This is a genomic window from Methylocystis sp. L43, assembly GCF_015709525.1.
In the GTDB taxonomy this organism is placed as follows: domain Bacteria; phylum Pseudomonadota; class Alphaproteobacteria; order Rhizobiales; family Beijerinckiaceae; genus Methylocystis.
Window position 1 is genome coordinate 1 of sequence record NZ_JADNRA010000014.1, and the last position, 23,408, is coordinate 23,408.

Below are 23,408 nucleotides of genomic sequence, written 5' to 3' on the forward strand. Positions count from 1 at the left end.
GCCGACAAACGCTTGAAGAAAAGCATCGCGCGCCTGCGCAAGGCGCTCGAAAAGGAACTCGCCGAACTCGACGGCGAGATCGACGATTATATGCGCGGCACGCCCGCCTGGGCCGAAAAGCAAGATCTGCTCGCCTCCGTTCCAGGCGTTGGGCCAGTGATTGCGCGCACGCTGATCGCCGAACTGCCGGAACTTGGCGCGCTCGACCGCAGGCGAATCGCGGCGTTGGCCGGCCTTGCGCCCTACACCCGCCAATCCGGTCAATGGCGCGGCAAGAGCTTCATCGGCGGCGGCCGCAAGACCGTGCGCAGCATGCTCTTTCTCGGCGCCATGGTTGCCGCCCGTCACAACCCCGTCCTCAAGGCCTTCCGCGACAAACTCGTCGACAGCGGAAAGCCGAAGATCGTCGCGCTCATCGCCGTCGCGAGAAAGCTCCTTACGATCCTTAACGCCATCATCAGGGACGCAAAGCCATGGCGCACACAAAACGCTTGATCGCCAAGACAGTCGCTGAGGAGCGTGCGCAGCACGAGTCTCGAAGGACGAGGAAACCCGTTTTCGCGTATTTTTCTTCACCCTCGTCCTTCGAGACGCCGCCTGCGGCGGCTCCTCAGGATGAGGATGAGGAAAAAATCCTTCACCCGATTCCCCTGATCCTTTGAGATTCTCAGCTCTTGCCCGGTTCGGCGCCGGAGTGCGCCTTCGAGGCCGCCGGCTTTTGCGCTGCGGCCGCTTTCGGCTTCGTCGCGCTTCTCGCCGCCTTGGGCTTGGGGGCTGGCTCGTCGGCGATGACGGCTTCGACCTTTACCGCGTCCGCCTTTGCCGCCTTGGCGGCGCGCGCCGCTTTCACGGCCTTGGCGTGTTTGGCGCGTCGCAGCGATACCGCGTCGGGCGCGGGCTTGCTGATCGGCGAGGCGCTGGCGTCGCCGGGCTCAGGCTGCGACGCATAGGCGGCAAGATCAGGCTGCTCGCCGACAGGCGCTCCCGGCGCGCGGGCCCGCGCCACCGGCCCGGCGTATCCCGGCGCGCGTCCCACATAGACCGACACGGGCTCAAAACGCGGGCGCGGCAGGTGCGCGATCTCCTTGGCGTTCATCTGCTGCTGCGGAGCGCCGCCGAGCGTGTCGAGTAGCGGCACGCCTGAGCCGACGGGGACCGAGGCGTCCTCGATCTCCGCCATGAATTCAGCCGCCGCCGGGCCGCGGTGGTGGCACACGGACTCGCGCAAGTCGGGCGCCGCAGTTGGGCCGGAGCTGGGCAGGGACGCCAAAGAGGCGACGGCCGCGCCGCTCTGGAAGCCGCGATCGAGCAGGGCCGCCGTCTTCGCCGTGCGCAGAATCGGATTGGGCGCGCCGAGGACGACGGCGATCAAACGCCGGCCGCCGCGTGTGGCGGAGGCGACAAGGTTAAATCCGGCCGAACACGTGAAACCCGTCTTCATGCCGTCGGCGCCGGCATAACGGCCGAGAAGATGGTTGTGCGTGGGGATGATCTGCTTGCCGAGCTGCATCGCGCCGATGTTGAACAGATTGGCGTGCTCGGGAAACTGCAGGTAGAGCGCGCGGCCGAGAATGGCGAGGTCGCGGGCCGACGTGACCTGCCGCGTATCGGGCAAGCCGTTGGGATTGACCCATATCGACTGCGTCATGCCGAGGGCGGCGGAGTGGCGGTTCATCTCGTCGGCGAAGGCCTCGACCGAGCCGGACACGCCTTCGGCGATGGCGACGGCGATGTCATTGGCGGATTTCACCATCAGCATGATGAGCGCATTTTGCAGGGTGACTTCCGAGCCGGGTCTGAAGCCCATCTTGGAAGGCGCCATGCTGCATGCGCGCGGCGACATCATCACCGGCGTTTCGAGCGAGATGCGCCCCTGGCGCACCGCGTCGAGCGCGACATAGGCCGTCATCAGCTTCGTCACTGAGGCGGGATACCAGGAGGTGGTCGCCTGCTCATGCGAGAGCACGGCGCCCGACGCGACATCGACGACGATTGACGGAGTCGCGCGGCTGGGCGCGGCGGCGCCAAACACCATCAACAATACGCTGGCCGCCGCAACCAAAGTGGACTTCGAGAAGATCATCCGCCTAGCCCCATTACCCGGCGCTGAACGCGCGGGATCGCTTGAAAACGCCACTTATATAATAGCGCCTGAGGCGCTTAGCCGGAATAGGCGTGGAATCGGGCGATTCGGGGGCGGTTGGTTATAAGCTGTTAACCATGACCTCAGGGAAAGCGCGCGCCGCCGTCACGGCTGAAGCGGGTGGTTTCGACGCGCGAGTTCTGGCCCGACAAGATGATATCTCATCAGGAACTTCAGCGCACGGGTCCACGACTGGTCGGTTTCCCCGCGCAGATCCGTCTGCGAGATATGCGCCAGTTCTCCCGTGCGCGCGTCGCGAATGCGCAGTTCGAGATATTGCTCCATCACGCTGACTTTTCGAAAGAAGCAGACGAAGGACAGGTCTGCGCCGAGCCTGCGCGCAATGTCGGCGTCGCAGCCGTTGCACTTGCGCAGCCAATGGTCCTTGACCCTCTGATCCGTCGCCGCGCTTCCGTCGATGATCTCGAACAGGCCCGATTGGGCTAAGAGTTCCCGCGCCAGCGCGGTCATCCGCTGGAGGCGCGCGGTTTCTTCGGGGCTTTCCCCGGCGATCGGACCCCCGGCGGTGAAGTCGTCGAGCTCGATGTCGAAGACCGCGAGTTTGAACGGCGGAGATGATTGCGCACGCGCCGCGGCTCCGGTCGCGACTGTGATGAGCGCCGATAACAAGATGTGTGTGAGCGTCTTCTTGACCATCGCCAGGCTCCGCTTTTGCAGTTCAAGGCGTAGCTGCGCGAAACGTTGAAAGCTTCGGCCTTTCGCCTGCGGCGGTCTGGGCAAATTGCCTTTGGAGCGCTTCCCGATCACAAGGAATCATGTGATCGATTTGGAACCGGCTCTACGGAGCCGATGAGGTCGCCGACGCGTCGCCGACAAGTCCTGCGCCGATGGCGAGCCAGACGAGATGGGCGTCGGTGCGCGCGCCGATCTTGGATTTGATCTGATAGTGGTAGTTCTGAACGGTTTTCGGACTGAGATTTAAGATGCCGGCGATGTCCTCGGTCGTTCGGCCCGACGCGACGAGCCGCAAGATCTCCGTCTCTCTGGGGCCAAGCTCATCGACGAGCGCGCGGCTCTCGCCCAATCGCTCCGCGGCGATTTCGCGCGCGACATCGTCGCTGAGCGCCCGGCCGCCCTTGGAGACGATCGCCACGGCGCGGAGCAGCTCCGCGGCGTCGCTGCTTTTGGTGACATAGCCGGACGCGCCGGCCTCGAAGGCTTTCAGCGCAAAGGCCGCGCCGCTGTGCATGGTGAAGATCAGAATGCGCGCGCCCTTGTCCCACTGCCTGATGTGGCGGACCGCTTCGACGCCGCTCGCGCCGGGGAGAGAAAGGTCCATGATGACGATGTCGGGCGAAACCTTCCGATAGGCCTGATAGGCCTCCGCGGCGTTGACGGCTTCGGCGACGATTCTGTAATCCGGCTGGCGCTCCAGGAGCCGCCGATATCCCTCCCGAACGATCGGGTGGTCGTCAACGAGAAGAATTGCGGTCATGCGGGCGCCAGAGTTTTCATCGGCGCGGGCGCGACGGCGATGAGCGGAATGCGCGCGACGATGCGCACGCCTTTGGTGGCGTCGCTGATCGACAGACTTCCGCCAAAAGCCGCGATGCGCTCGCGAATTCCGAGAATGCCGTGGCCAGAGGCCGCCGCGAGGCGGGAGGCGTCGCCGCCGCCGTCATCCTCGACGGTCAGCGCGACGATCCGGTCGTCCGACGCCGCGCGCTCGACGCGCAGATAGACGTTTTTCGAGTCGCCGTGCCGCATGGCGTTGGTCAGGCACTCTTGCGCGATGCGATAGAGGCTCGTCGAAATCGTCTGGGGAAGGTCGGCGAGGTCGCCCGTGAGCCGCAGGTGGATGACCGCCTTTCGTCCCACTTTGGCGTTCCAGCTCGCCGCGAGCTGAACGAGACAGGCTTCGAGCCCAAGTTCATCGAGGTCTTGCGAGCGCAGCCGGGCAAGCGCGTCGCGCAGGGTGGTCATCATGCGCTTGGCGACGCGCGCGATCGACCGCGCGTCCTCGGCGACGCCCCGATCAATCTTAGCCGCCGCCGTCTCGATCGAGCCGGCGAAGGCGAGCGTCGCCGTCAGGCACTGGCCGAATTCATCGTGAAGGTCGCGGGCGAGCGCGCGGCGCTCCTCTTCCTGAACTTCGAACAGCCGCTTCGTGAGCGCGGCGCGTTCCGCCGTCGTCCGCGCCAGCCGCTCGGCAAGGTCGTTGACCGCGCGCGCGATCAGGCCGAACTCCCCTTTCGTGATGGAGTTTAGCCGGGTGGCGTAATTCCCTTGCTCCAGCTGGCGCAGCCCGCGGACGATGGCCCGGGTCGGCGCCAGCGCATGGACGATGGCGACGGCCGCCAAGAGGCACATGCAGATCGCCATCGAGGCCGCAACGCCGACGATGATCGAGATCTGCCGCCAGGCCTGTCGGATGGCCGCGTCGGCGTCCGCCCTGACGAGGATGGCGCCGGTTTCCGGTTGCCGTACGGTCAAGTGCCGAACGATCGGCGGATGTGCGCCGAATATGCGCTCATAGGCCGCCGCAAACCATGCCGGCGCGGCGGAGCCGACGCCCTCGAGCTGACTGCAAAGGGTCCGCGGCTCTTCCTCCCCCGGCGCATAGCTGATGCAGACGCCCGGCGAAACGAGCTTCAAGGTCGAAAGCGACTCCCAGTCGGGAACGGGCAGAATCTTGTCGCGCCGCATGCTGCCCCGCCAGAGGATGGCCTGCCAGTAGAGATTTTCGAGGTGATGTGCGACGCGCTCGGCGGACGTCGCCGCTTCCGTTTCGATTGCGCGGTGCGCGTCGACCATCACCCACCCCGCGGTCAGCGTAAGGCAGATGAGCGTGATGCCGACAAGCTGCAAGACGAGCCGAACGATCAACCGCATTGGCGCATTCCTCGACGAAAACCCGTCGCTCAGTAGAGCAGGAATCGAAACGAGGTCCAGCGCGCTTCATGCGCTTAGGCTCTGATCGGGCAAATTGCCTTGGCGCGAGGGATTTGGATTCGTTTCAAAATTTCGGCGCGGCCGGGGCGGATATGCTAATGTGACGCCCATGCGGGTTGACGCCAGTGACGCTCTGGACGCTGCGTCCGGGCGACCCGTTTGTGGACTCGGTCGTGATCGACAAGCTTGAATTCCTCATCGCCGTCGCAAAAGAGAAGAGTTTTTCGCGCGCGGCGGAGATTTGCGGCGTCACCCAGCCCACGCTCTCGGCCGGCGTCAAGCAGCTCGAAGATTCGCTCGGCGTGTTGCTCGTCAATCGTTCCTCGCGCTTCCACGGGCTGACCGCCGAGGGCGAGCGGGTGCTCGAATGGGCGAAGCGCATCGTCGGCGATGCGCGCGCGATGCGCCAGGAAGTTCGCACGCTCAAGGAAGGCCTTACCGGCCAGCTGAAGATCGCCGTCATCCCGACTGCGCTTGGCATCGTCTCGGCGCTGACGACGCCCTATCGCGAGAAGCATCCGGCGGTGCGCTTTTCCGTGATCTCCGCGTCGTCGAGCGAGGTGCTGACCATGCTCGACAATCTTGAGATCGACGCCGGCATCACTTATCTTGACAATGAGCCGCTTGGCCGCGTGCGCACGGTGCCGCTCTGCTCCGAACGCTACCGGCTGCTGACCTTCGCCGACAATCCGCTCGGGAACCGCGACCGGGTGACATGGGCCGAGGTCGGACGCATCGATCTCTGTCTGCTCACGCCGGACATGCAGAACCGTCGCATCGTCGAGCAGCTCATTCGCAAGGGTGGGTCGGAGCCGGTGCCGATTCTCGAGTCGAACGATGTCATCTTGCTGTTCGACCATGTGAGATCCGGCCGCTGGGCGACGGTGCTGCCGGAGAAGCTCGCGAAGACCCTAAACGTGGCGGCGCCGTTACGTTCGATTCCCATCGTTGAACCGGAGGCTGTGCATGAAATCGGCCTTGTGGCGCCGCAGCGCGAACCGGTGATCCCGCTGGTCGCCGCCTTGGTCTCGGAGGCCAAAAAGCTTGCCGAAAGCCACACGCTGGATGGTTGATAGGATCGCCCTATCGCACAACGGATGGTCGCTATTGATCGGGCCTTGGATTTCCGGCACTGTTCTCGGAATTAGTCTAAATAGGACGACCGCATATGCGCAACGTCCAGGCTGAAAGGGAAGAAATGTCTGGCGCTGCTCAGTATAGCGACGAGCGCGCGCGGGAGATCATCGCCGCCCATATGGGTCTCGAGGGACCCGCGATGCCCATTCTGCACGCGCTTCAAAAAGAATTCGGCTATGTGCCCGACGCCGCCGTCAAGGAAATGGCTGAGGCGCTCAATATTTCGCGCGCCGAAATGCATGGCGTCGTCACCTTTTATCACGACTTCCATCGCGCCCCGCACGGACGCCATACGCTGAAGATCTGCCGGGCCGAATCCTGTCAATCGATGGGGGCGGAGCGACAGGCGCGGGCGTTTCTCGACAAGTTGAAGCTCGACTGGGGCGGAACGACGCCGGATGGCGCCCTCTCGGTCGAGGCGGTGTATTGTTTGGGACTGTGCGCCCATAGCCCTTCAGCGCTTTATGACGGCGAGCCGATCGGCCGCGTCGACGCTGAAATACTTGATGAAATCGCCGCGGAGGCGCGCGACTGATGGTGAAGCTTTACATCCCGCTGGACATGGCCGCCGTCGCGATGGGCGCCGACAAACTCGCCGCCGCCGTCGCGCAAGAGGCCGCAGCCCGCGGCGAAACAGTCGAGATCGTCAGAAACGGCTCGCGTGGAATGCTCTGGCTCGAGCCCCTGATTGAGGTGGAGACTCCCGCGGGCCGTGTCGGTTATGGGCCGGCCAAGGTCAAGGACGTCGCGTCGCTGTTCGACGCCGGGTTCCTGCGCGGCGGCGCGCATCTGCTGAACATCGGGATCGTCGACGAACATCCCTGGATGAAGAAGCAGAACCGCGTCACCTTCGTCCGTTGCGGCGTCATCGATCCGCTGTCGGTCGCCGAATATGAGGCGCATGAGGGATTCAAGGGCCTCAAGCGCGCCTTCGAGATCGGGCCCGTGGCCGTCGTCGAAGAAGTCACGAAGTCCGGCCTGCGCGGCCGCGGCGGCGCGGGCTTTCCGACAGGCATCAAATGGAAGACGGTGGCGGACTGTCCGCCGGGCCAGAAATATGTGGTCGTCAACGCCGACGAGGGCGATTCCGGCACTTTCGCCGACCGCATGATCATGGAGGGCGATCCGCTCTCGCTGATCGAAGGCATGCTCATTTGCGGATACGCCGTCGGCGCCTCCAAGGGCTATGTCTATCTGCGTTCCGAATACCCGATCGTCGCCAAGGTCTTTCAGGCGGCGATCGAGAAGGCGCTTGAGGCAGGCTGGCTCGGCAAGAACATCAAGGGCTCGGGTTTCGACTTCGACGTCGAACTGCGCATCGGCGCCGGCGCTTATGTTTGCGGCGAGGAGACCTCGCTGCTCGAATCTCTCGAGGGCAAGCGCGGCATCGTGCGCGCCAAGCCGCCGCTGCCGGCCCATGTCGGGCTCTTCGGCAAGCCGACGGTCATCAACAATGTGCTGTCCATGGCCACCATCCCGATGATCATGGAGAAGGGCGCGAAGCATTACGCCGATCTCGGCGTCGGCCGCTCGCGCGGCACTATGCCGCTGCAGATCGCCGGCAACGTCAAATATGGCGGCCTTTTCGAGACGGACTTCGGAATTCCGCTGGGCGTGGTCGTCAACGAGATCGGCGGCGGCACCCGCTCGGGTCGTCCCGTCCGGGCGGTTCAGGTCGGCGGTCCGCTCGGCGCCTATGTGCCCGTGTCGCTTTTCGACCTTCCGATCGACTATGAAGCCTTCGCGGCCAAGGACAGTCTCATCGGCCATGGCGGCCTCGTCGTTTTCGACGACACCGTCGACATGGCCTGGATGGCGCGCTTTGGCATGGAGTTCTGCGCCATCGAAAGCTGCGGCAAATGCACGCCGTGCCGACTCGGATCGACGCGCGGCGTCGAGACGATCGACAAGATTCGCAACGGCATGGACGTCGATGCGAATATCGAGCTCCTCAAGGATCTCTGCCACACGATGAAGTTTGGCTCGCTCTGTGCATTGGGCGGCTTTGCGCCGTATCCGGTCGAGAGCGCGCTTCGACATTTTCCCGAGGACTTCCGCAAGCCGGCCCTTGAAGCCGCCGAGTGAGGTAGCCGCCATGACGCTTATCAAAGAAATCGATTACGGCACGCCCGAATCGCCGTCCGTAAAATCGGTCACGCTGACCATTGACGGGAAGAGCGTCACCGTGCCCGAGGGCACGTCGATCATGCGCGCGGCGATGGAGGTCGGCACGGAGATCCCGAAGCTCTGCGCCACCGACAGCATCAAGGCGTTCGGCTCCTGCCGGCTCTGCGTCATCGAGGTCGAGGGCCGCAACGGCACGCCGGCCTCCTGCACGACGCCGGTTGCGCCCGGCATTTCCGTCAAGACGCAGACCCCGCGCCTCGCCGCGATCCGCCGCGGCGTGATGGAGCTTTATATTTCCGACCACCCGCTCGATTGTCTGACCTGCGCGGCCAATGGCGACTGCGAACTTCAGGACATGGCGGGCGCGGTGGGCCTGCGCGACGTCCGCTACGGCTATGACGGCGCCAATCACGTCTTCGCCCGCAACAGTGGCGAAGTGAATTTCGACTGGAAGCCGAAGGACGAGTCGAATCCCTATTTCAGCTATGATCCGTCCAAGTGCATCGTCTGTAACCGTTGCGTGCGCGCCTGCGAGGAAGTGCAGGGCACCTTCGCGCTGACGATATCGGGCCGCGGTTTCGAATCGCGCGTTTCCGCCGGCATGGACGAAGCCTTCATGGAGTCGGAATGCGTGTCCTGCGGCGCCTGCGTTCAGGCCTGTCCGACCGCGACTCTGATCGAGAAGTCGGTCGTGGCCGTCGGCCAGCCCGAGCATTCCGAGGTCACCACCTGCGCCTATTGCGGCGTCGGCTGCACCTTCAAGGCTGAGATGCGCGGCGAGGAAGTCGTCCGCATGGTTCCCTGGAAGGACGGCAAGGCCAACCATGGCCATAGCTGCGTCAAGGGCCGCTTCGCCTACGGCTACGCCCATCACGGCGACCGAGTTCTTGATCCGATGATCCGCGAGTCGATCGACCAGCCCTGGCGCGTCGTCTCGTGGGACGAAGCGGTCGGCTTCGCCGCCGACCGGCTGAAAGAGGCGCAGGAGAAATACGGCAAGAACGCCGTCGGCGTGATCACCTCGTCGCGCTGCACGAATGAGGAGAGCTACCTCGTTCAGAAGCTCGCGCGTCAAGGCTTCCTCAACAACAACACCGACACCTGCGCGCGCGTCTGCCATTCGCCGACAGGCTACGGCCTGGCGCAGGCCTTCGGCACCTCCGCCGGCACGCAGGATTTCGATTCGGTCGACGACGCCGACGTCATTCTGGTCATCGGCGCCAATCCGACCGACGCGCATCCGGTGTTCGGTTCGCGCATGAAGAAGCGCCTGCGCGAGGGCGCCAAGCTGATCGTCATCGATCCGCGCCGCATCGACCTCGTGCGCTCGCCTCATGTCGAGGCCGACTATCACCTGCCGCTGAAGCCGGGCACGAATGTCGCGATGGTCACGGCGCTGGCGCATGTGATCGTGAAGGAAAACCTCGTCAATCTCGACTTCGTCAAAGCGCGCTGCGACTGGGACGAATATCAGGACTGGGCCGCCTTCGTCGCCGACGACCGCTACAGCCCCGAGGCGCTTGAAAGCGTGCTGGGCGTGCCGGCCGCCGACATTCGCGGCGCTGCGCGTCTCTACGCCACCGGCGGCAATGGGGCGATCTACTACGGCCTCGGCGTGACGGAGCATAGCCAAGGCTCCACCACCGTCATGGGCATCGCCAATCTCGCCATGGCGACCGGCAATCTCGGCCGTCGCGGCGTCGGCGTGAATCCGCTGCGCGGTCAGAACAATGTGCAGGGCTCCTGCGACATGGGCTCGTTCCCGCACGAGCTGCCGGGCTATCGCCACATCTCCAACGATGCGGCGCGCCAGGCGTTCGAGAAGGATTGGGGCGTTTCGCTCGACCCGGAGCCGGGTCTGCGCATCCCCAACATGTTTGACGCGGCGATCGAAGGCACGTTCAAGGGCCTTTATGTTCAGGGCGAGGACATTCTGCAGTCCGACCCCGACACGCGCCATGTGTCGCGCGCGCTGGCGAATATGGACATCGTCATCGTGCAGGATCTCTTCCTGGTCGAGACGGCGAACTACGCGCATGTCTTCCTGCCGGGCGCGACCTTCCTCGAGAAGGACGGCACCTTCACCAACGCCGAGCGCCGCATCCAGCGCGTTACCAAGGTGATGTCGCCGAAGAATGGCTATGCCGACTGGGAAGTCACCCAGCTGCTCGCCAACAAGCTGGGACTGAATTGGAACTACGCCGACGCCAGCGAGATCATGGACGAGATTGCGCGGCTGACGCCGTCCTTTGCCGGTGTTTCGTTCGAGCGTCTCGCGGAGGTCGGCTCCGTGCAGTGGCCGTGCAACGATCAGTCGCCGGAAGGCATGCCGATCATGCACACCGAAAGCTTCGCGCGCGGCAAAGGCAAATTCGTCATCACCGAATACGTGCCGACCGAGGAGAAGGTGGGGCCGCGGTTCCCGTTGCTGCTCACCACCGGCCGCATCCTGTCGCAGTATAATGTCGGCGCGCAGACGCGACGCACCGAGAACAGCCAGTGGCATCCTGAGGACGTCCTCGAGATCCACCCGCATGACGCAGAAGATCGCGGCGTGCGCGAGGGCGACTGGGTGAAGGTGGCGAGCCGCGCCGGCGAGACGACGCTGCGCGCCAAGATCACGGATCGCGTGGCGCCGGGCGTCGTCTATACGACGTTCCATCATCCGAACACCCAGGCCAATGTGGTCACGACCGACAATTCCGACTGGGCCACCAATTGTCCCGAATACAAGGTCACGGCGGTTCAGGTCTCGACCACCAATGGACCGACCGAGTGGCAGCATCAATATCGCGAGCTGACGGAGCAGAGCCGTCGCATCGCGAGCACGATCGACGCGGCGGAATGACGGAGAGGCCGCCGCCGACATTACGGGTGGAATGCCTGGCGCGCCGTCACGATGTGACGGCGCGTTCTTCTCGCGTGATCCCCGAAGAGACGCCGGTCGCCTTCACCTATGGCGGCTCCACGCATGCGGTGATGATGGCGACGCCGGCGGATCTCGAAGATTTCGCGATCGGCTTCGCGCTGACAGAGGGGCTGATCGATTCGCCGGAGCAGGCGGGGGACGTCGAGATCGTCGTCTCCGACGCGGGCATTGAACTGCGCGCCTGGCTCAAGGGCGGTCGGCAGGAAGCCTATGTCGAGCGGCGCCGGTCGATGGCGGGGCCGACGGGCTGCGGTCTTTGCGGCATTGAGAGTCTCGAGGCGGCGACGCGCATTCCGCCGACGCTCGACAATGCGCTGTCGGTGCGCGCCGACGCCTTGATCGAGGCGATGGAGCGTCTGCCCGCCGCTCAGAAATATAATCAGGAGACACGCGCCATCCACGCCGCGGCCTTCTGGAATCCCGTCTCAGGCGCGCTGATCGCGCGTGAGGACGTCGGCCGCCATAACGCTCTCGACAAGCTCGCCGGCGCGCTGACGCGGCAAGCCATCGCCGCGGGGCAAGGCGTGGTGCTGATGACGAGCCGCGTTTCCGTCGAACTCGTGCAGAAGGCCGCGCGCATGGGCGCGCCGATCATCGCCGCTGTCTCGGCGCCAACCGCGCTCGCGGTGCGCAACGCGCAACACTGCGGCATGACTCTCGTCGCCGTCATGCGCGGCCGGGACTTCGAAGTCTTCACCCATCCAGGACGCATCCTCGAACAGGTTTCCGCACATGTCGCATGATTCGGTCGATAAGCTCGTCAGAATGGCTAACCAGATCGGCACGTTCTTCGTGGCTCAGAAGCATCCCGAAGGCGTCGCGAGCATGACGGATCACTTGAGGAAGTTCTGGGACCCGCGGATGCGGAACGCCATCCTCACGCATGTCGATCACGGCGGCGCCGGCCTCGATCCGATCGCGATGGAGGCGGTGAAGCGCCTCAAAAATGCAGCGGGCGCCGCTGCTTCGGAATTGCGTCCCGGCGAAGGCGGTTCCGACGGCTGACGAACGCTCGATTGTTCGCACTCTCCATGTCGCAAAACATTGGACGTCGGCGCGTTCGTCGCCTAGGTCTGAGACCTTGGCGCAGCCGCGCCATCATTCTTACTCCGACTGAGCGATGAACGACCAGACATGTCCCTGCCGCGCGATGGACGCGCAACAGCTTTCCTATGCGGCCTGCTGCGCCCGTTACATCGAAGAGAAACAGCCGGCGCCAAGCGCTGAAGCGCTCATGCGCTCGCGTTACACCGCCTTTGCATTGGGTGACATCGACTACCTTGTCGACTCCCTGGCGCCAGAGTCGCGTTACGATTTCGATCGCAAGGCCATCACGCATTGGTCGCGCAGCTCGCAATGGCTTGGGCTTGAGATCCTGTCGACGGAACAGGGGCTGCAGGGCGATGAAACCGGCTTCGTCGAATTCGTCGCGCATTTCTCCAGCGAAGGCGAACGCTATGCGCATCGGGAGCGATCGCTGTTTCGACATGACGCGCAGGATGGCCGCTGGTATTTCCTCGAAGAGGCCAATCGCAAGAGCGCGCCCGTCGTGAAGGGCAAGCAGGCGGGCCGTAACGATCCATGTCCCTGCGGCTCCGGCAAGAAATTCAAGAAGTGCTGCGGCGTCGCCGCCTGAGCGGCAATTTCGCCCTACGATTGCGATTCCCTTCCGCCAGAATCCCGGAACAAAGCGGTTCCGCCCGCGTTGCCTCGGCGTGGAACTCCTTAACCTTGGGGAAACGGCGATGGACTGGAATCGTGTCGAAGGCAACTGGAAGCAGTTCAAGGGCAAGGTAAGAGAGAAGTGGGCGGAGCTCACCGACGACGATCTCGCGCGCATGGACGGCAAGCGCGAACAGTTTGAGGGCGTTCTCCAAGAACGCTACGGGGAAGGGCGGGACCGCATTCGCGAAGAAGTTGACACTTGGCTGAAGACTCTAAACTCGTGAATTTTTGCGCATCGCGGGCTTAGCATGACTCCCGTTCCTGGCGCTTCTCGATCGGCCCGAACCTCAGGTTCGGGCTTTTTTTATCGGGCGCCCACTTCGCTGGCGAAGAGAGGTGAGAACCGAGCTTTGCCGACATCTTGGAACATTCTTAAAAAGGGAGAGTTGTTTTCATACCCGTCTCCGTTGAAAGGAGAGCCGAAATGAGTTCGAAGCCGAAACTTGGAGTGGACTGGAGACAGTTTATTCTCGAAGCATCCGGCGTCGTCGCCAGAATGCTCTTTCTGAAGCAAGACGAAGCGCCGCGCCGTCGTCGCATTTATGTTCGCGAACCGCGACAAGCGGAGATCGAGCAGTGGCTGCGCAACCGAAAATGATTCCCTTGACAACAGAACCTTGATGATTGCCTGTTGAACGACAGGCAATCATTTTTTTGTCTATGTGTTTCTGACCATTTCAGCGCGGCTCGGTGGCCCTCGCCGACCTCTTCAACTGGCTTCCGCGGAGTGAAACATCCCCTGCAGCAGCCTATTTGGCGACATGACTGGAAAGCCGCGCGAGTAAGTCGAGAACCTTATCCGGCATAGGGTCCGAGATGCTCGTCTCGTACATATGGCGCAGTTCGGACGTCAGTTGCCCATCGATTCCCAGGAATGATAGCTGAAGGCTCGCGTTATGTCGCTGTTCTCTGAGCGCCCCCCGCCTGGTTTGCTTTTCAGCCTTCTTATTCATGTCGAAGAGCCCTTGGGCGGCGCTCTGGATATCGGAGCCGTCGACTCCAATGAATACGGGCAGGTGAAGGGTCATGATTGAATTCAACGATATTCAAGGGTCAAAGTTCCCGGAGGCGCGCTAACCGTCTTTTTGTCGCGGCGATGAGGGCGCAAGCGGAACGATGCATTCGACGGCGCGTTATTGGAGAGTTCCCGGACCTCGGAGAGGTTTAGAATGGCGCCGCGGTCATTCTGGAAAGGCTATTTGAAGCTTTCGCTTGTGACGTGTCCGGTCGCGATGACGCCGGCCACGACCGAAGGCGAAAAAGTTCGCTTCCATATTCTGAATCGAAACACCGGCAATCGGGTCGTCAGCCAATATGTCGACGCGGTCTCTGGCGCGCCGATTGGCGAAGACGATGCGGCGAAAGGTTATCCGCGCAGCGAAGACGATTACGTGCTGCTTGAAGATGAAGAGCTCGACGCCTTGAGCCTCGAAAGCACGCGAACGATCGATATCGAGACTTTTGCTCCGGCCGCGAGCGTCGACTGGATCTGGTTCGATAAGCCCCACTATCTTGCGCCCGACGATCCGATCGGCGTCGAGGCCTTCTCCGTGATTCGTGACGCGATGAAGGCGACGGGCACAGTCGGCCTATCGCGGCTGGTGATGTATCGTCGCGAGCGCGCCGTGATGGTCGAGCCGCGCGACAAGGGGCTTGTGCTCTGGACATTGCGCTTCGCCGACGAGGTGCGTGATCCGAAGGACTACCTCGACAAGATCGGCGCCGAACCGCCGAACGCGAAAGCTCTCAACCTGATTTCCAAATTAATTGAGGAGCGCAAGAGTCACTGGGACCCGGCGAAGATTCATGATCCCGTGCAAGCGCAGTTGCTGGACATCATTTCAGGAAAGAAGAAGGCGCACAAACCCGCTCACGGCAAAAAGCAGGCGCCGGCGGCGCCGGGCAACGTCGTCAATATTATGGACGCGCTCCGCAAGAGCATCGATGCGGAAAAGCGCGGCGCCAAAGGTCGCTAAGGTTTTTTCTTGCTGCGCGGGTTCGGCCTTTCGATGGGCGTCGCCGCTTCACGAAAATCCGCCCAGGGATCGCTTTTCAGCGAGTCGAGGCGCGCAAGGGTTTTCACGATCGTGAAATAGTCGGGTCCGATCGCCGGACTAAGTTCGTCCCAGGCGAGCGGAACCGATACGGCGGCTCCCGGACGGGCGCGCGTGGAGTAGGGCGCGACAGCCGTCGCGCCGCGCTGATTGCGCAGATAGTCGATGAGTATCTTTCCGCGGCGCTTCGATTTCGTGATCGTTGCGACATATTTGCCCGGGCTGTCCTGTGTCATGGCATCGGCGATGCTTTTGGTGAAAGCTTTCACCTCTGGCCATTCCGCTTTGGGCTTCACGGGCGCCACCACATGAAGGCCCTTTCCGCCCGATGTTTTCACGAAGGCGGCGAGCCCAAGGTCTTGGAGTCGATCCCGCGTTTCTTCCGCGGCCGCAATGACGGCCTCCCACGCGACCTGTTCGCCGGGATCGAGATCCATGGTGATGACGTCAGGACGTTCCCAGTCCGACGCCGTCGAGCCCCAGGGATGAATTTCCAGGGCCCCGGATTGAACGAGCGCGATCAGGCCGTTGAGGTCCTTGATGCTGAGCAAGGGCTCTTCTTCGCCTTTCGGGTCGTCGATGAGCACGATGTTCGGATCGATGCCCTTCCAGGCATGCTTCTGGAAGAATTTCTCTCCCTCGACGCCGTTGGGGCAGCGCAGCAGCGCCAGCGGGCGATTGACGATGAAGGGCGCGATATAGCGCCAGATTTCGGCGTAGTAATCGGCGAGGCCCTGTTTGGTTACGCCTTGATCCGGCCAATAGAGCCGATCGGGATGGGTGAGCCTCACGGCGCTTTGCTCCGCTCTCGCCGCTGTCGCCCGCTCAAGGGGCGGCGCCTTTTCGCGAACGACGTCGCGCGCGTCCTTATCTTCGCGCAGACCGCGAAAGGAGGCGTGCCGAAGAACTTGATCGGCTGTCCAGCCGCGAAATTCCACCTCAGCGACCAGTTCAGGCCGCACGTAGCGTACATTGCGCGCGGCCTCCGTCGTGAGGCGCGCGCCGAACGGGCTCGAGGGGGTGCGCATGGGATCGAGTTTCGTGAAAAGCTCTTGCGCCATATCCGCCGTAAATCCCGTCCCGACGCGGCCAACATGGCAAAGCACGCCATTCTGGTAGACGCCAAGCACGAGGGCGCCGATCGCCCGGCGCGACACCGTCGACGGCGTATAGCCGGCGACGACGAATTCCTGCCGCGCGAAGCATTTGGCCTTTATCCAGCTCTTCACGCGGCCGGAGCGATAGGGCGAATCCCGCCGCTTCGACACTACGCCTTCGAGACCGAGTCGACACGCGTGCGACAGCACGACCGCGCCGCTGTCCTCAAAGTGAAGGCTCAGACGAACCGTGTCGCCGTTCTCAGCGCCCAGGAGCGCTTCCAGCAAACGTTTGCGTTCCAGCAAGGTCGCGCCGCGCAGATCGTAGCCCTCGAGGTGCAGAAGATCGAAGGCCCAATAGACGAAGCGATCGGTCCGCCCTGCGCTCAGATCGGCCTGCAGCCCGGAGAAATCCGACGCGCCTGAACTCGTCTCGACGACGATTTCGCCGTCGATGAGCGCGGTGCCGAGCGGCAGGGCGCGCAGCGCCGACGCGACCTCATCGCCGAATTTCTTCGTCCAATCGAGACCGCTGCGTGAGAGCAGCCGTACGCGTCCCGCCTCGATGCTCGCCTGCACGCGATAGCCGTCGAATTTGATTTCGTGAATCCATTCCTTGCTCGCCGGCGCGGCGCCGGAACTGGCCTGCATCGGCGCAATAAAATTCGGCAGCGGCGCTTTCTTTGCGCCCTTGAGACGCGACGGGTCGATGTCGACCGCAGGCGCTTGCGTTGGCGCGACGGCGCTTGTCTTGATTGACCGGGGCGCCGCGGCCTGCTTTGGCGCGGCGGCTTTTTTCGAGCGCCGCGCCGGCTTGCCCTCTGCGACATCGCCGATCGTGCGCCCGGTGTCTACCGAACGCGGCATCTCCTCAAGTATGTCCTCGTCTTCAGGCGCACGCGCAAATTCGTCTTCGCTTTTGATGAGCAGCCAATTGTCGTGCTTCTCGCGCGGTTTTCGCGCCATGCGTACGAGATGCCAACGGCCGCCGAGCTTCTCGCCGCGCAGCTCGAAATCGAGGTGGCCTTTGGCATAGCCCTTGTGCGGATCGCCTTCGGGAATCCACACGCCCTTGTCCCACACGATCACTTCGCCGGCGCCATATTGGCCTTCCGGAATGACGCCTTCGAAATTGCGATAGTCGAGAGGGTGGTCCTCGACGTGAACGGCAAGCCGCTTTTCGCCCGGCACGAGACTTGGGCCTCTGGTCACAGCCCAGCTTTTCAGAACCCCGTCCATCTCCAGGCGAAGATCATAGTGCAGTCGCCTCGCGGCATGTTTCTGTATGACGAAGATGCTGCCGGTCTTTCGAGCGCCTCGCCCCTTCGGCTCGCGCGTCGCCCCAAAGTCGCGCTTCTTACGGTAGTCGGCAAGCGACATGAGAGGTCAGCTCGCTTTCCGGCGTGTCGCGGCTGTTCGGGTCTTGCGAGGCTGGGCGGCTCGCTTCTTTGCTGCAGCTTTGTCACTCTGCTCGGAAAGAGCCGCGCTCTCGCGCAACGCCTCGAGCAGATTGACGACCTTGGCTTCGCGAGCCTTACGCGGCGGCGCGACTGGCGTGCCTTCCAGCTTCGCTTTTACAAACTCGGCAAGGACGGCCTCATAGCGGTCATCGAACGTCGACGGGTCGAAGACGCCCCTCTTGGTGTCGATAATGTGCTTGGCGAGCTGAAGCATTTCGCCTTGAACTTTAACCTCGGGCACTTCGTCGAACGCCTGTTGCGCCGAGCGCACCTCATAATCGAAGTTCAGCGTGGTCGCGAGCAGCCCGTCGCCATAAGCGCTGATCAGAACGGTGCGCGCGCGTCTGAACAGCACTGTCTTCGCGAGGGCTGCGACTTTGTTCTTGCGCATGCCTTCGCGGATCAGAACGAAAAGCTCGTTCGCGTCGCTTTGCGAGGGGGACAGATAATAGGGCTTGTCGAAATAGACGGCGTCGATTTCGCCGCAATCCAAGAATGTCTCGATGGCCAGAGTTTTGTCGCTCTTTGGCGTTGCCTGAGCGACTTCCTCCGGTTCGAGAATAACATATTCGTTCTTGCCGACTTTATAGCCTTTGACTTGATCGCCGGATTCCACAGGTTCGCCGGTGTCGCTATCGACAAAGGTCCGCCGCACACGGTGGCCGGTGGATCGGTTGATCGTGTGGAACGCGATCCTGTCAGACGTCGACGTCGCGGAGTAGAGCGCCACCGGACAGGTGAGCTCCGCAATCTTCAGAGAGCCCTTCCAGTTCGCTCTCGGCGACAACGCAAACCTCGTACGCTCGCGGGCGGCTGAACGCTCGCCCGCTGATTACGCCTCTGGAGACTTCGTACTGTCAAGCTTTGCCGAGATTTTTGAGGCAAGCATCAATCCGACGGCGGCGCCGATGATCAGATGAAGGTTTGGCGCTACGCGTTCCGCCACTGCTTTCGCCGCCACGGGCGCCATCGAACCGATGGAGGAGCCGATCGAGCGCACGAGATTTCCATCCGGCTTGAACAGCTGATCAATGAAGGGGAGTTGCGCAAAGCTGCTCTGTTCGAGTTCGGCTGCTGGAGCTTGAGTCTCCAGCGAGGCTGAGTCCTTTGTCGCGAGATAGACGATGAGAGCCGCGAAAAGAAAAGCTCCGGCGAGGATAAGGTTGCCGGCGATCTCTCCCCACGTTCTCATGGCGTAGGCGTGGGCGGCGGCCGTTGCGAAGCCGAGCGCGAGCAGCGCGAGGATCGCGACGATGGCGAGTCGCGACGCGCCTCGCGTCGCGTTCGCGATACTCTCGTCAACCCGATGGAATAGCGGATCCAGCATCATGATCTTGCCCGCTCCAGATTAGCTGCGGCCCTTCCACATGGCCCCGACGAGGAATCCTCCCGCGATGGCAAGCAACAGCGCCGTCACCGGCTGTTCACGCACCGCGCCTTCGACGGTTGTCTTGAGCCCTTCGCCAGCCGACCTGGCCTTCTCCGCGATTTCCCGGGACTGCTCGCCGACTGTCGTCAATGCGGCTTCAGCCCTCTCCATGGTATCGTCGTACTTAGCGCTGACGTCGTCAGCTATGGAGCCGGCCTTCGCGGCGGCGTTCGCCGACGCCTTGGTCATGGCGTCTTGCGCCTCCTGGACCTTGTTCGTGACTTGCGATGTTATGCTCATGCCCTCTTCTCCGCTGGTATTGCCCCGCTGGGCGAATACTGAACTTCCAGATCGGTTGATTGTTCCTCGCCGCGTCCCAACTGGCGCACGCTACTCTGGAAGATTGATCTCGTGCTGAGGGAACACGTGGCTGAAGGTCACTGTTCCGGCGATGAGCAGAGGCGTCGCGAGAATTGCGCCGACCGGGCCCCAGAGCCATGTCCAGAACACGAGTCCCAGGAAGACCAGTCCGGGGTTCAGAGTCAGTCGCCTGCCGATGACGCTCGGCGATACGACATTGGCCTCTAACGTATCTGCGACGAGAAGAATGAGCGGGGCGACGAGCGCCTGCGAAAGTGATCCGAACGTAGCGAAGCCGACCAGAAACAATGCGACGTAGATCGCGATCGGGCCCACATAAGGGATAAATTCGAGAGCGAAGGCGACGATGCCCCAAAGCAGTGGATTTGGAAGGCCGACAGCAAAAGCGGTCACGGCGACGATCAACGCCAGAACGAGGTTGATGGCGGCGACCACCGCCATATAGCTCTTGAAATCTCGTTCGATGTTGTTCAGAAGCCGCAGCGTGCGCAACCGCGTTTCCTTGTCATCGAAGACGAATACAAGGTAGCGGCGCAGCTCCTCTCGTCCGGACAAGGAGAAGAACAAGGCCGCGAGAAATACAATCAACTCGCCAATGGTCGGGGTAAGAAAATTCATCGTCGATTGCAGGACTGCCGCTGCGTCAAAGGAGCCGCCCCCGGTTCGTGCGAATGTGCTTTGTAGCCGCTCCAGCGAAAACGCCGGGCCGAACGCCGATCGCAGCTTATCGCTGAATGAGGCCAATAGTTCGGGCGCGCGGCCGACCCAGTCGACGGCGATCGTCGACCCCTGAGCAATCGCTGTGTGAATAATGAACAAAGCGCCAAAGACGACCGCAGCTGCAAAGATGCTCGGCGGCACGCCCCACTTTCGCAGGGTGGTCACCCAAGGCCCGAGCATGAAAGCGAGCACGCCTGCCGAAACGAGCGGCACCAACAGGGTTTGCGCCAGACTCATCGCGACGGCGAGCATCAGCACGAACATGCCAATGAGCGCCCAGGATGAGATTTTCTGGAGATTGAGCGAGGGTTCCAGCGGCTGGTCTTGGACCGTCTGCGTCGGCAAAGTGAGCCCCGGGAATGCGCGACAATTCGGCGGAGACGTAACTCAACGGCGCTCGCCAATGTTCCACTGCACCGCGCCCACGCGCCAGTTTGCTGCGGGCAATCGCTTTTTACAGTCCCGGAAAGATGTCCTTGCCGTCTTCGGCAAGCTTCGCTTCGCCTATGGATTTTTGAAATTCACCGACGACGATCTGCGCTAGTCCGGTGAGCGTGAGATGGGTCGACTGCGTCGCGAGTCCAAGGGTCAACTTGGTCTTGCCCATGGCCTCGTTGGCATAGCCGCGCATCTGATCAGTTGCGCCCGACTGTACGATGTTGTCGAGTGCCTCCCGCATCGAATCCTTCACTTGGGCGACCGAGTAGCGAGCCCGAGTTGACGGCTCCAGATCAACAGAATTTCCCTCTGCGCTCGCCGGTGGATTCGATGCATCGCCAGAACGGCATTCTTCATCGGCGCAGATAATGGGGTCCCCGCCATTTTCAGTTAACGCATCCATCGATTCCATACTCCTAAATCTCAATTCCTGGGTTCGGCCAATGCCGCCCGCCAGTATGAAAACTGATTTGAAGGGTTCTATGTTCCGAGGCTTCGCGCAGTCGTGTATTGCGCAGCTCGAGGCTCGGAACAGCTGCTAAATAAAAAAACGCAACGAAAATGGCGATGCGCAATTTACTTGAACGGGTTCTCGACGCCTGGCGGCAATGCGACGTGGAAACCCTGGTTGATCGCCGAAAACATCTGATAAAAACCGGACAGGACGACGAGTTCGATAAACCCTTCGACGCCGAAGGTCTGAATGGCTCTGTCCTGAACGTTCTGCGGAATATTTCGCCAGGACAATGTCGACGCCAGCACCGCAGTGACAAGATCATAGGGCGACGACGCGATGGCGCCTAAATCTTCGCCTCTTTCCAGAGCGCTGATCAGCGAGGATGGAACGCCAGCCGCTTCGGCGTGCTGAACATGATCAGCCCATTCGAAGGCGGCGCCGGTCCGACGCGCGACGAACAGCACGATAAACTGATAGACCTCGCGGGGCAGATGGCCCTGGAACTTCAAATAATAGCCGAGGTCCTCGATTTTTTCGCAAAGCTGCGGATGGTTCATCAGGGCGGCGTAGGGGCCGCCGAAGCCCGCGCCTTGCGCCTTCCGCCGTTCGACCATGCGGTCGTAGCGCGCACGATCGGCCGGCGACAGCGTTGAAGGATCAAAAGGCAACTGAGCCATCGGCCGTCCCTTGTCACTCGTGGTAGGAATAGGCCGCAATCGCCTCGGCCCAGTCCTTGACGGGCGTCGTGAAGGTCTTGTCGGCTTTGACGTCGATAAGGCAGGGGCCTTCGCCCTGCAACGCTCTCTCGAATGCGGCGGCAAGATCGCCGGGAGAGCGCACGGTTTCGGCGCGAGAGCCCAAGGCCTGCGCAAAGCCCGCCCAGTCGTGGTCCGGCAATCGCGTCAGTTCGTCGGGCGTTGGACCCAGTCCATGCGCGCGCAACCAGACATTGCCGAGCGCGGCATTGTTGATGACGACATAGATCACCGGCAGCTGGTAGCGCGCCGCGGTGGCGATTTCCATGCCGCCCATGCGCATGCATCCATCGCCCGTGACGACCGCCACGCGGCGGTCCGGTCGCGCGCATTGGACGCCGATCGCAGCGCCGATCGCCCAGCCCATCGGGCCCAGATTGGTGGCGGATACGTAGGTTTTGGGTTCGTAAGCTTCCCAGTAATGGCCCGCGAACGCGCGATGCGCGCCGGAATCCACGACCAGGATGCCGTCGCGCGGTAAGGCCTTTCTCAGCTCGCTGATGACGCGCGCCGGATGAATCGGAGCCGCGTCGCTCTCGCAGTTTTCCGGGTCCTGCAGACGGGGTTGGGAGCGGATCTCGGACATCCAAGCCGCGCGTGCGGAGAGCGTCGGTTCGAGAGCCGCGCGCAACGTGTCGCTTTGATCGAGCAGATAGCGAAGATAGGCGCCGCAGCTGCCCACGATCCCGCCGTCCTGGACATGCGTCCCGATGGCGGAGGGCAGCAAATTCACGCAGATCGTTTTATTGGGTTTGACTTGCAGCGCCCAATGCATGGTGTCGCGCTCGTTCAGTCCCGACCCCAGAATGATCAGCAGATCGAGCGAGGGGTCCATCAGCGCAGCGCGGGAGTGGTGCGTCCCCGCATAGCCGAAGACGCCGAGCGAAAGCGGATGGTCCTCCGGGAAGACGCCCTTCCCGCGCAGCGTCGTCGCGACGGGAACGCGCCAAGTCTCGGCGAATTCCTTCAGCGCATTGGCGGCTTTCGAGTGCTCGACGCCCGCGCCGGCCAATATGGCGATCTTGACGGGCGGCTCGCCGCCAGACCCGCCATAAAAATGTTGCAGCGACGACTCGGCGGCCGTCATCGACAGCGCGTTGTAGTCGATCAGCGCCCGGTCAATCGGCGTATGGGTGACGGAGATCTCTGCGGCCAGGCAGTCGCCGGGCAATGAGAGATGCACGGGCGCGGCGGGACGGGTACGAAGCTGCAGCAGGGCGTGCTCAAACAGATGCGGCATATTCTTCGGATTGTCGATCGACGAGGAATAGCGCGTCAGCGGCTTCATGATCGCGACGTCATCCAGCGTCTGGGGGCTTGCGTCCTGAAATACGCCCAAGCCCTCGAGGACAGTCGCCACTTCGCCGCTCATCAGAAGAAGCGGCGAGCCGTCGGACTGCGCCGTCGCCACGGCGGTGACCGTATTGGTGAGGCCGGGTCCGCCGATGCAGATCGCAGCGCCGAAGTTTCCGCTCGCCCGCGCGTAGCCGTCCGCCATATAGGCGGCGCCGCCCTCTTGCGCGGCGACGATCGGCGTCAGCGCCTCCTGTCGTCCGAAAGCGGGCAGAAAGGGATCAACGAGGCCGCCGGGCACCATGAACACATGGTCGAGTCCTTCGCGCGTCAGCGCTTCGAGGATGAAATCGACCCCTAGGTGCATTCCCAGCTCCATTGACGCGTCAGGCGCGCATGAAAAAAGCGCA

Annotated in this window: 24 protein-coding genes; 11 read left to right on the forward strand and 13 right to left on the reverse strand. The window is 62.7% G+C overall.

All coding sequences use genetic code 11. From position 1 onward, the window contains the following. Positions 1-495, forward strand: a 495-nt coding sequence (locus IYX23_RS01680) for a transposase (protein ID WP_210332542.1), incomplete at its 5' end; no start/stop codon positions are given. A 172-nt stretch (positions 496-667) separates the two neighbouring features. On the opposite strand, the gene IYX23_RS01685 is transcribed toward IYX23_RS01680, so the two are convergent. The 4 genes from IYX23_RS01685 to IYX23_RS01700 form a co-directional block, all read right to left on the reverse strand. Continuing rightward, complete coding sequence (locus tag IYX23_RS01685) at positions 668-2,083, reverse strand: D-alanyl-D-alanine carboxypeptidase family protein (protein ID WP_196391818.1); 1,416 nt, start codon at positions 2,081-2,083, stop codon at positions 668-670. A gap of 165 nt (positions 2,084-2,248) precedes the next feature. Further along, complete coding sequence (locus IYX23_RS01690; protein WP_196391817.1) at positions 2,249-2,800, reverse strand: DUF3280 domain-containing protein; 552 nt, start codon at positions 2,798-2,800, stop codon at positions 2,249-2,251. Between the two features lie 142 nt (positions 2,801-2,942). Further along, positions 2,943-3,599 carry a response regulator transcription factor gene (locus IYX23_RS01695; RefSeq protein ID WP_196391816.1) on the reverse strand — a complete coding sequence of 219 codons (657 nt, stop codon included), beginning with the start codon at positions 3,597-3,599 and terminating at the stop codon, positions 2,943-2,945. After that, positions 3,596-4,996 carry a histidine kinase gene (locus IYX23_RS01700; protein ID WP_196391815.1) on the reverse strand — a complete coding sequence of 467 codons (1,401 nt, stop codon included), beginning with the start codon at positions 4,994-4,996 and terminating at the stop codon, positions 3,596-3,598. Before IYX23_RS01700 ends, IYX23_RS01695 begins: the two co-directional genes overlap by 4 nt. 233 nt (positions 4,997-5,229) lie before the next feature. On the opposite strand from IYX23_RS01700, the gene IYX23_RS01705 reads away from it, so the two are divergent. From IYX23_RS01705 to IYX23_RS01745, 9 genes are all read left to right on the forward strand, one after another. Beyond that, positions 5,230-6,129, forward strand: coding sequence for a LysR family transcriptional regulator (locus IYX23_RS01705; protein ID WP_196391814.1), 900 nt, complete (start codon positions 5,230-5,232; stop codon positions 6,127-6,129). Between the two features lie 125 nt (positions 6,130-6,254). Next, positions 6,255-6,728, forward strand: coding sequence for a formate dehydrogenase subunit gamma (locus IYX23_RS01710; RefSeq protein WP_196391813.1), 474 nt, complete (start codon positions 6,255-6,257; stop codon positions 6,726-6,728). Then, positions 6,728-8,278, forward strand: a complete 1,551-nt coding sequence (locus IYX23_RS01715) for an NADH-quinone oxidoreductase subunit NuoF (protein WP_196391812.1) — start codon at positions 6,728-6,730, stop codon at positions 8,276-8,278. The genes IYX23_RS01710 and IYX23_RS01715 overlap by 1 nt, the downstream gene beginning before the upstream one ends. Before the next feature lie 10 nt (positions 8,279-8,288). Continuing rightward, a complete protein-coding gene (gene fdhF, locus IYX23_RS01720) occupies positions 8,289-11,168 on the forward strand; it encodes a formate dehydrogenase subunit alpha (protein ID WP_196391811.1) in 2,880 nt (959 codons plus the stop codon). Beyond that, the gene (gene fdhD / locus IYX23_RS01725; protein WP_196391810.1) at positions 11,165-11,992 is read left to right on the forward strand and encodes a formate dehydrogenase accessory sulfurtransferase FdhD; all 828 of its coding nucleotides are present in this window, start codon (positions 11,165-11,167) and stop codon (positions 11,990-11,992) included. Before fdhF ends, fdhD begins: the two co-directional genes overlap by 4 nt. Continuing rightward, entirely contained in the window at positions 11,982-12,254 is a 273-nt protein-coding gene (locus IYX23_RS01730) for a formate dehydrogenase subunit delta (protein WP_196391809.1), read from the forward strand. Before fdhD ends, IYX23_RS01730 begins: the two co-directional genes overlap by 11 nt. A 115-nt stretch (positions 12,255-12,369) precedes the next feature. Then, positions 12,370-12,885 (forward strand): YchJ family protein, encoded by a 516-nt coding sequence (locus IYX23_RS01735; RefSeq protein ID WP_196391808.1) that lies wholly within the window; start codon positions 12,370-12,372, stop codon positions 12,883-12,885. A gap of 109 nt (positions 12,886-12,994) precedes the next feature. Then, positions 12,995-13,198 (forward strand): CsbD family protein, encoded by a 204-nt coding sequence (locus IYX23_RS01740; RefSeq protein ID WP_018407191.1) that lies wholly within the window; start codon positions 12,995-12,997, stop codon positions 13,196-13,198. A 200-nt stretch (positions 13,199-13,398) separates the two neighbouring features. After that, positions 13,399-13,572 carry a hypothetical protein gene (locus IYX23_RS01745; protein WP_196391807.1) on the forward strand — a complete coding sequence of 58 codons (174 nt, stop codon included), beginning with the start codon at positions 13,399-13,401 and terminating at the stop codon, positions 13,570-13,572. A gap of 151 nt (positions 13,573-13,723) precedes the next feature. Here IYX23_RS01745 and IYX23_RS01750 read toward each other — a convergent pair whose 3' ends face one another. Further along, positions 13,724-14,002 carry a NepR family anti-sigma factor gene (locus IYX23_RS01750; protein WP_196391806.1) on the reverse strand — a complete coding sequence of 93 codons (279 nt, stop codon included), beginning with the start codon at positions 14,000-14,002 and terminating at the stop codon, positions 13,724-13,726. Positions 14,003-14,143: 141 nt separating this feature from the next. Between IYX23_RS01750 and IYX23_RS01755 the strand changes: the two genes are divergently transcribed. Further along, a complete protein-coding gene (locus IYX23_RS01755) occupies positions 14,144-14,950 on the forward strand; it encodes a Ku protein (protein WP_196391805.1) in 807 nt (268 codons plus the stop codon). On the opposite strand, the gene ligD is transcribed toward IYX23_RS01755, so the two are convergent. From ligD to IYX23_RS01795, 8 genes are all read right to left on the reverse strand, one after another. Next, positions 14,947-17,505 (reverse strand): DNA ligase D, encoded by a 2,559-nt coding sequence (ligD, locus tag IYX23_RS01760; RefSeq protein ID WP_196391804.1) that lies wholly within the window; start codon positions 17,503-17,505, stop codon positions 14,947-14,949. The two genes, IYX23_RS01755 and ligD, sit on opposite strands and share 4 nt — an antisense overlap. Positions 17,506-17,511: 6 nt before the next feature. After that, complete coding sequence (locus IYX23_RS01765) at positions 17,512-18,372, reverse strand: Ku protein (protein ID WP_196391803.1); 861 nt, start codon at positions 18,370-18,372, stop codon at positions 17,512-17,514. A gap of 45 nt (positions 18,373-18,417) precedes the next feature. Then, positions 18,418-18,915 (reverse strand): hypothetical protein, encoded by a 498-nt coding sequence (locus IYX23_RS01770; RefSeq protein ID WP_196391802.1) that lies wholly within the window; start codon positions 18,913-18,915, stop codon positions 18,418-18,420. A gap of 18 nt (positions 18,916-18,933) precedes the next feature. Then, entirely contained in the window at positions 18,934-19,254 is a 321-nt protein-coding gene (locus IYX23_RS01775) for a hypothetical protein (protein ID WP_196391801.1), read from the reverse strand. Between the two features lie 90 nt (positions 19,255-19,344). After that, positions 19,345-20,400: an AI-2E family transporter gene (locus IYX23_RS01780; RefSeq protein WP_196391800.1), complete on the reverse strand. Its 1,056-nt coding sequence runs from the start codon at positions 20,398-20,400 to the stop codon at positions 19,345-19,347. A gap of 109 nt (positions 20,401-20,509) precedes the next feature. Next, positions 20,510-20,896 carry a CsbD family protein gene (locus IYX23_RS19900; protein WP_210330435.1) on the reverse strand — a complete coding sequence of 129 codons (387 nt, stop codon included), beginning with the start codon at positions 20,894-20,896 and terminating at the stop codon, positions 20,510-20,512. Positions 20,897-21,069: 173 nt separating this feature from the next. After that, positions 21,070-21,627, reverse strand: a complete 558-nt coding sequence (locus IYX23_RS01790; RefSeq protein ID WP_196391799.1) for a carboxymuconolactone decarboxylase — start codon at positions 21,625-21,627, stop codon at positions 21,070-21,072. Between the two features lie 13 nt (positions 21,628-21,640). Further along, entirely contained in the window at positions 21,641-23,365 is a 1,725-nt protein-coding gene (locus IYX23_RS01795; RefSeq protein ID WP_246716411.1) for a thiamine pyrophosphate-binding protein, read from the reverse strand. Positions 23,366-23,408: the final 43 nt, after the last annotated feature.

Excerpts from the sequence above, each read along its gene's own strand:
- IYX23_RS01690 (WP_196391817.1), bottom strand. The coding sequence starts at position 2,800 with ATGGTCAAGAAGACGCTCACACACATCTTGTTATCGGCGCTCATCACA.
- IYX23_RS01700 (WP_196391815.1), bottom strand. The coding sequence starts at position 4,996 with ATGCGGTTGATCGTTCGGCTCGTCTTGCAGCTTGTCGGCATCACGCTC.
- ligD (WP_196391804.1), bottom strand. The coding sequence starts at position 17,505 with ATGTCGCTTGCCGACTACCGTAAGAAGCGCGACTTTGGGGCGACGCGC.
- IYX23_RS01795 (WP_246716411.1), bottom strand. The coding sequence starts at position 23,365 with ATGCACCTAGGGGTCGATTTCATCCTCGAAGCGCTGACGCGCGAAGGA.
- IYX23_RS01750 (WP_196391806.1), bottom strand. The coding sequence starts at position 14,002 with ATGACCCTTCACCTGCCCGTATTCATTGGAGTCGACGGCTCCGATATC.
- IYX23_RS01755 (WP_196391805.1), top strand. The coding sequence starts at position 14,144 with ATGGCGCCGCGGTCATTCTGGAAAGGCTATTTGAAGCTTTCGCTTGTG.
- IYX23_RS01730 (WP_196391809.1), top strand. The coding sequence starts at position 11,982 with ATGTCGCATGATTCGGTCGATAAGCTCGTCAGAATGGCTAACCAGATC.
- IYX23_RS01745 (WP_196391807.1), top strand. The coding sequence starts at position 13,399 with ATGAGTTCGAAGCCGAAACTTGGAGTGGACTGGAGACAGTTTATTCTC.
- IYX23_RS01790 (WP_196391799.1), bottom strand. The coding sequence starts at position 21,627 with ATGGCTCAGTTGCCTTTTGATCCTTCAACGCTGTCGCCGGCCGATCGT.
- IYX23_RS01740 (WP_018407191.1), top strand. The coding sequence starts at position 12,995 with ATGGACTGGAATCGTGTCGAAGGCAACTGGAAGCAGTTCAAGGGCAAG.
- IYX23_RS01715 (WP_196391812.1), top strand. The coding sequence starts at position 6,728 with ATGGTGAAGCTTTACATCCCGCTGGACATGGCCGCCGTCGCGATGGGC.
- IYX23_RS01710 (WP_196391813.1), top strand. The coding sequence starts at position 6,255 with ATGTCTGGCGCTGCTCAGTATAGCGACGAGCGCGCGCGGGAGATCATC.
- fdhD (WP_196391810.1), top strand. The coding sequence starts at position 11,165 with ATGACGGAGAGGCCGCCGCCGACATTACGGGTGGAATGCCTGGCGCGC.
- fdhF (WP_196391811.1), top strand. The coding sequence starts at position 8,289 with ATGACGCTTATCAAAGAAATCGATTACGGCACGCCCGAATCGCCGTCC.
- IYX23_RS19900 (WP_210330435.1), bottom strand. The coding sequence starts at position 20,896 with ATGGATGCGTTAACTGAAAATGGCGGGGACCCCATTATCTGCGCCGAT.
- IYX23_RS01735 (WP_196391808.1), top strand. The coding sequence starts at position 12,370 with ATGAACGACCAGACATGTCCCTGCCGCGCGATGGACGCGCAACAGCTT.
- IYX23_RS01695 (WP_196391816.1), bottom strand. The coding sequence starts at position 3,599 with ATGACCGCAATTCTTCTCGTTGACGACCACCCGATCGTTCGGGAGGGA.
- IYX23_RS01775 (WP_196391801.1), bottom strand. The coding sequence starts at position 19,254 with ATGAGCATAACATCGCAAGTCACGAACAAGGTCCAGGAGGCGCAAGAC.
- IYX23_RS01770 (WP_196391802.1), bottom strand. The coding sequence starts at position 18,915 with ATGATGCTGGATCCGCTATTCCATCGGGTTGACGAGAGTATCGCGAAC.
- IYX23_RS01685 (WP_196391818.1), bottom strand. The coding sequence starts at position 2,083 with ATGATCTTCTCGAAGTCCACTTTGGTTGCGGCGGCCAGCGTATTGTTG.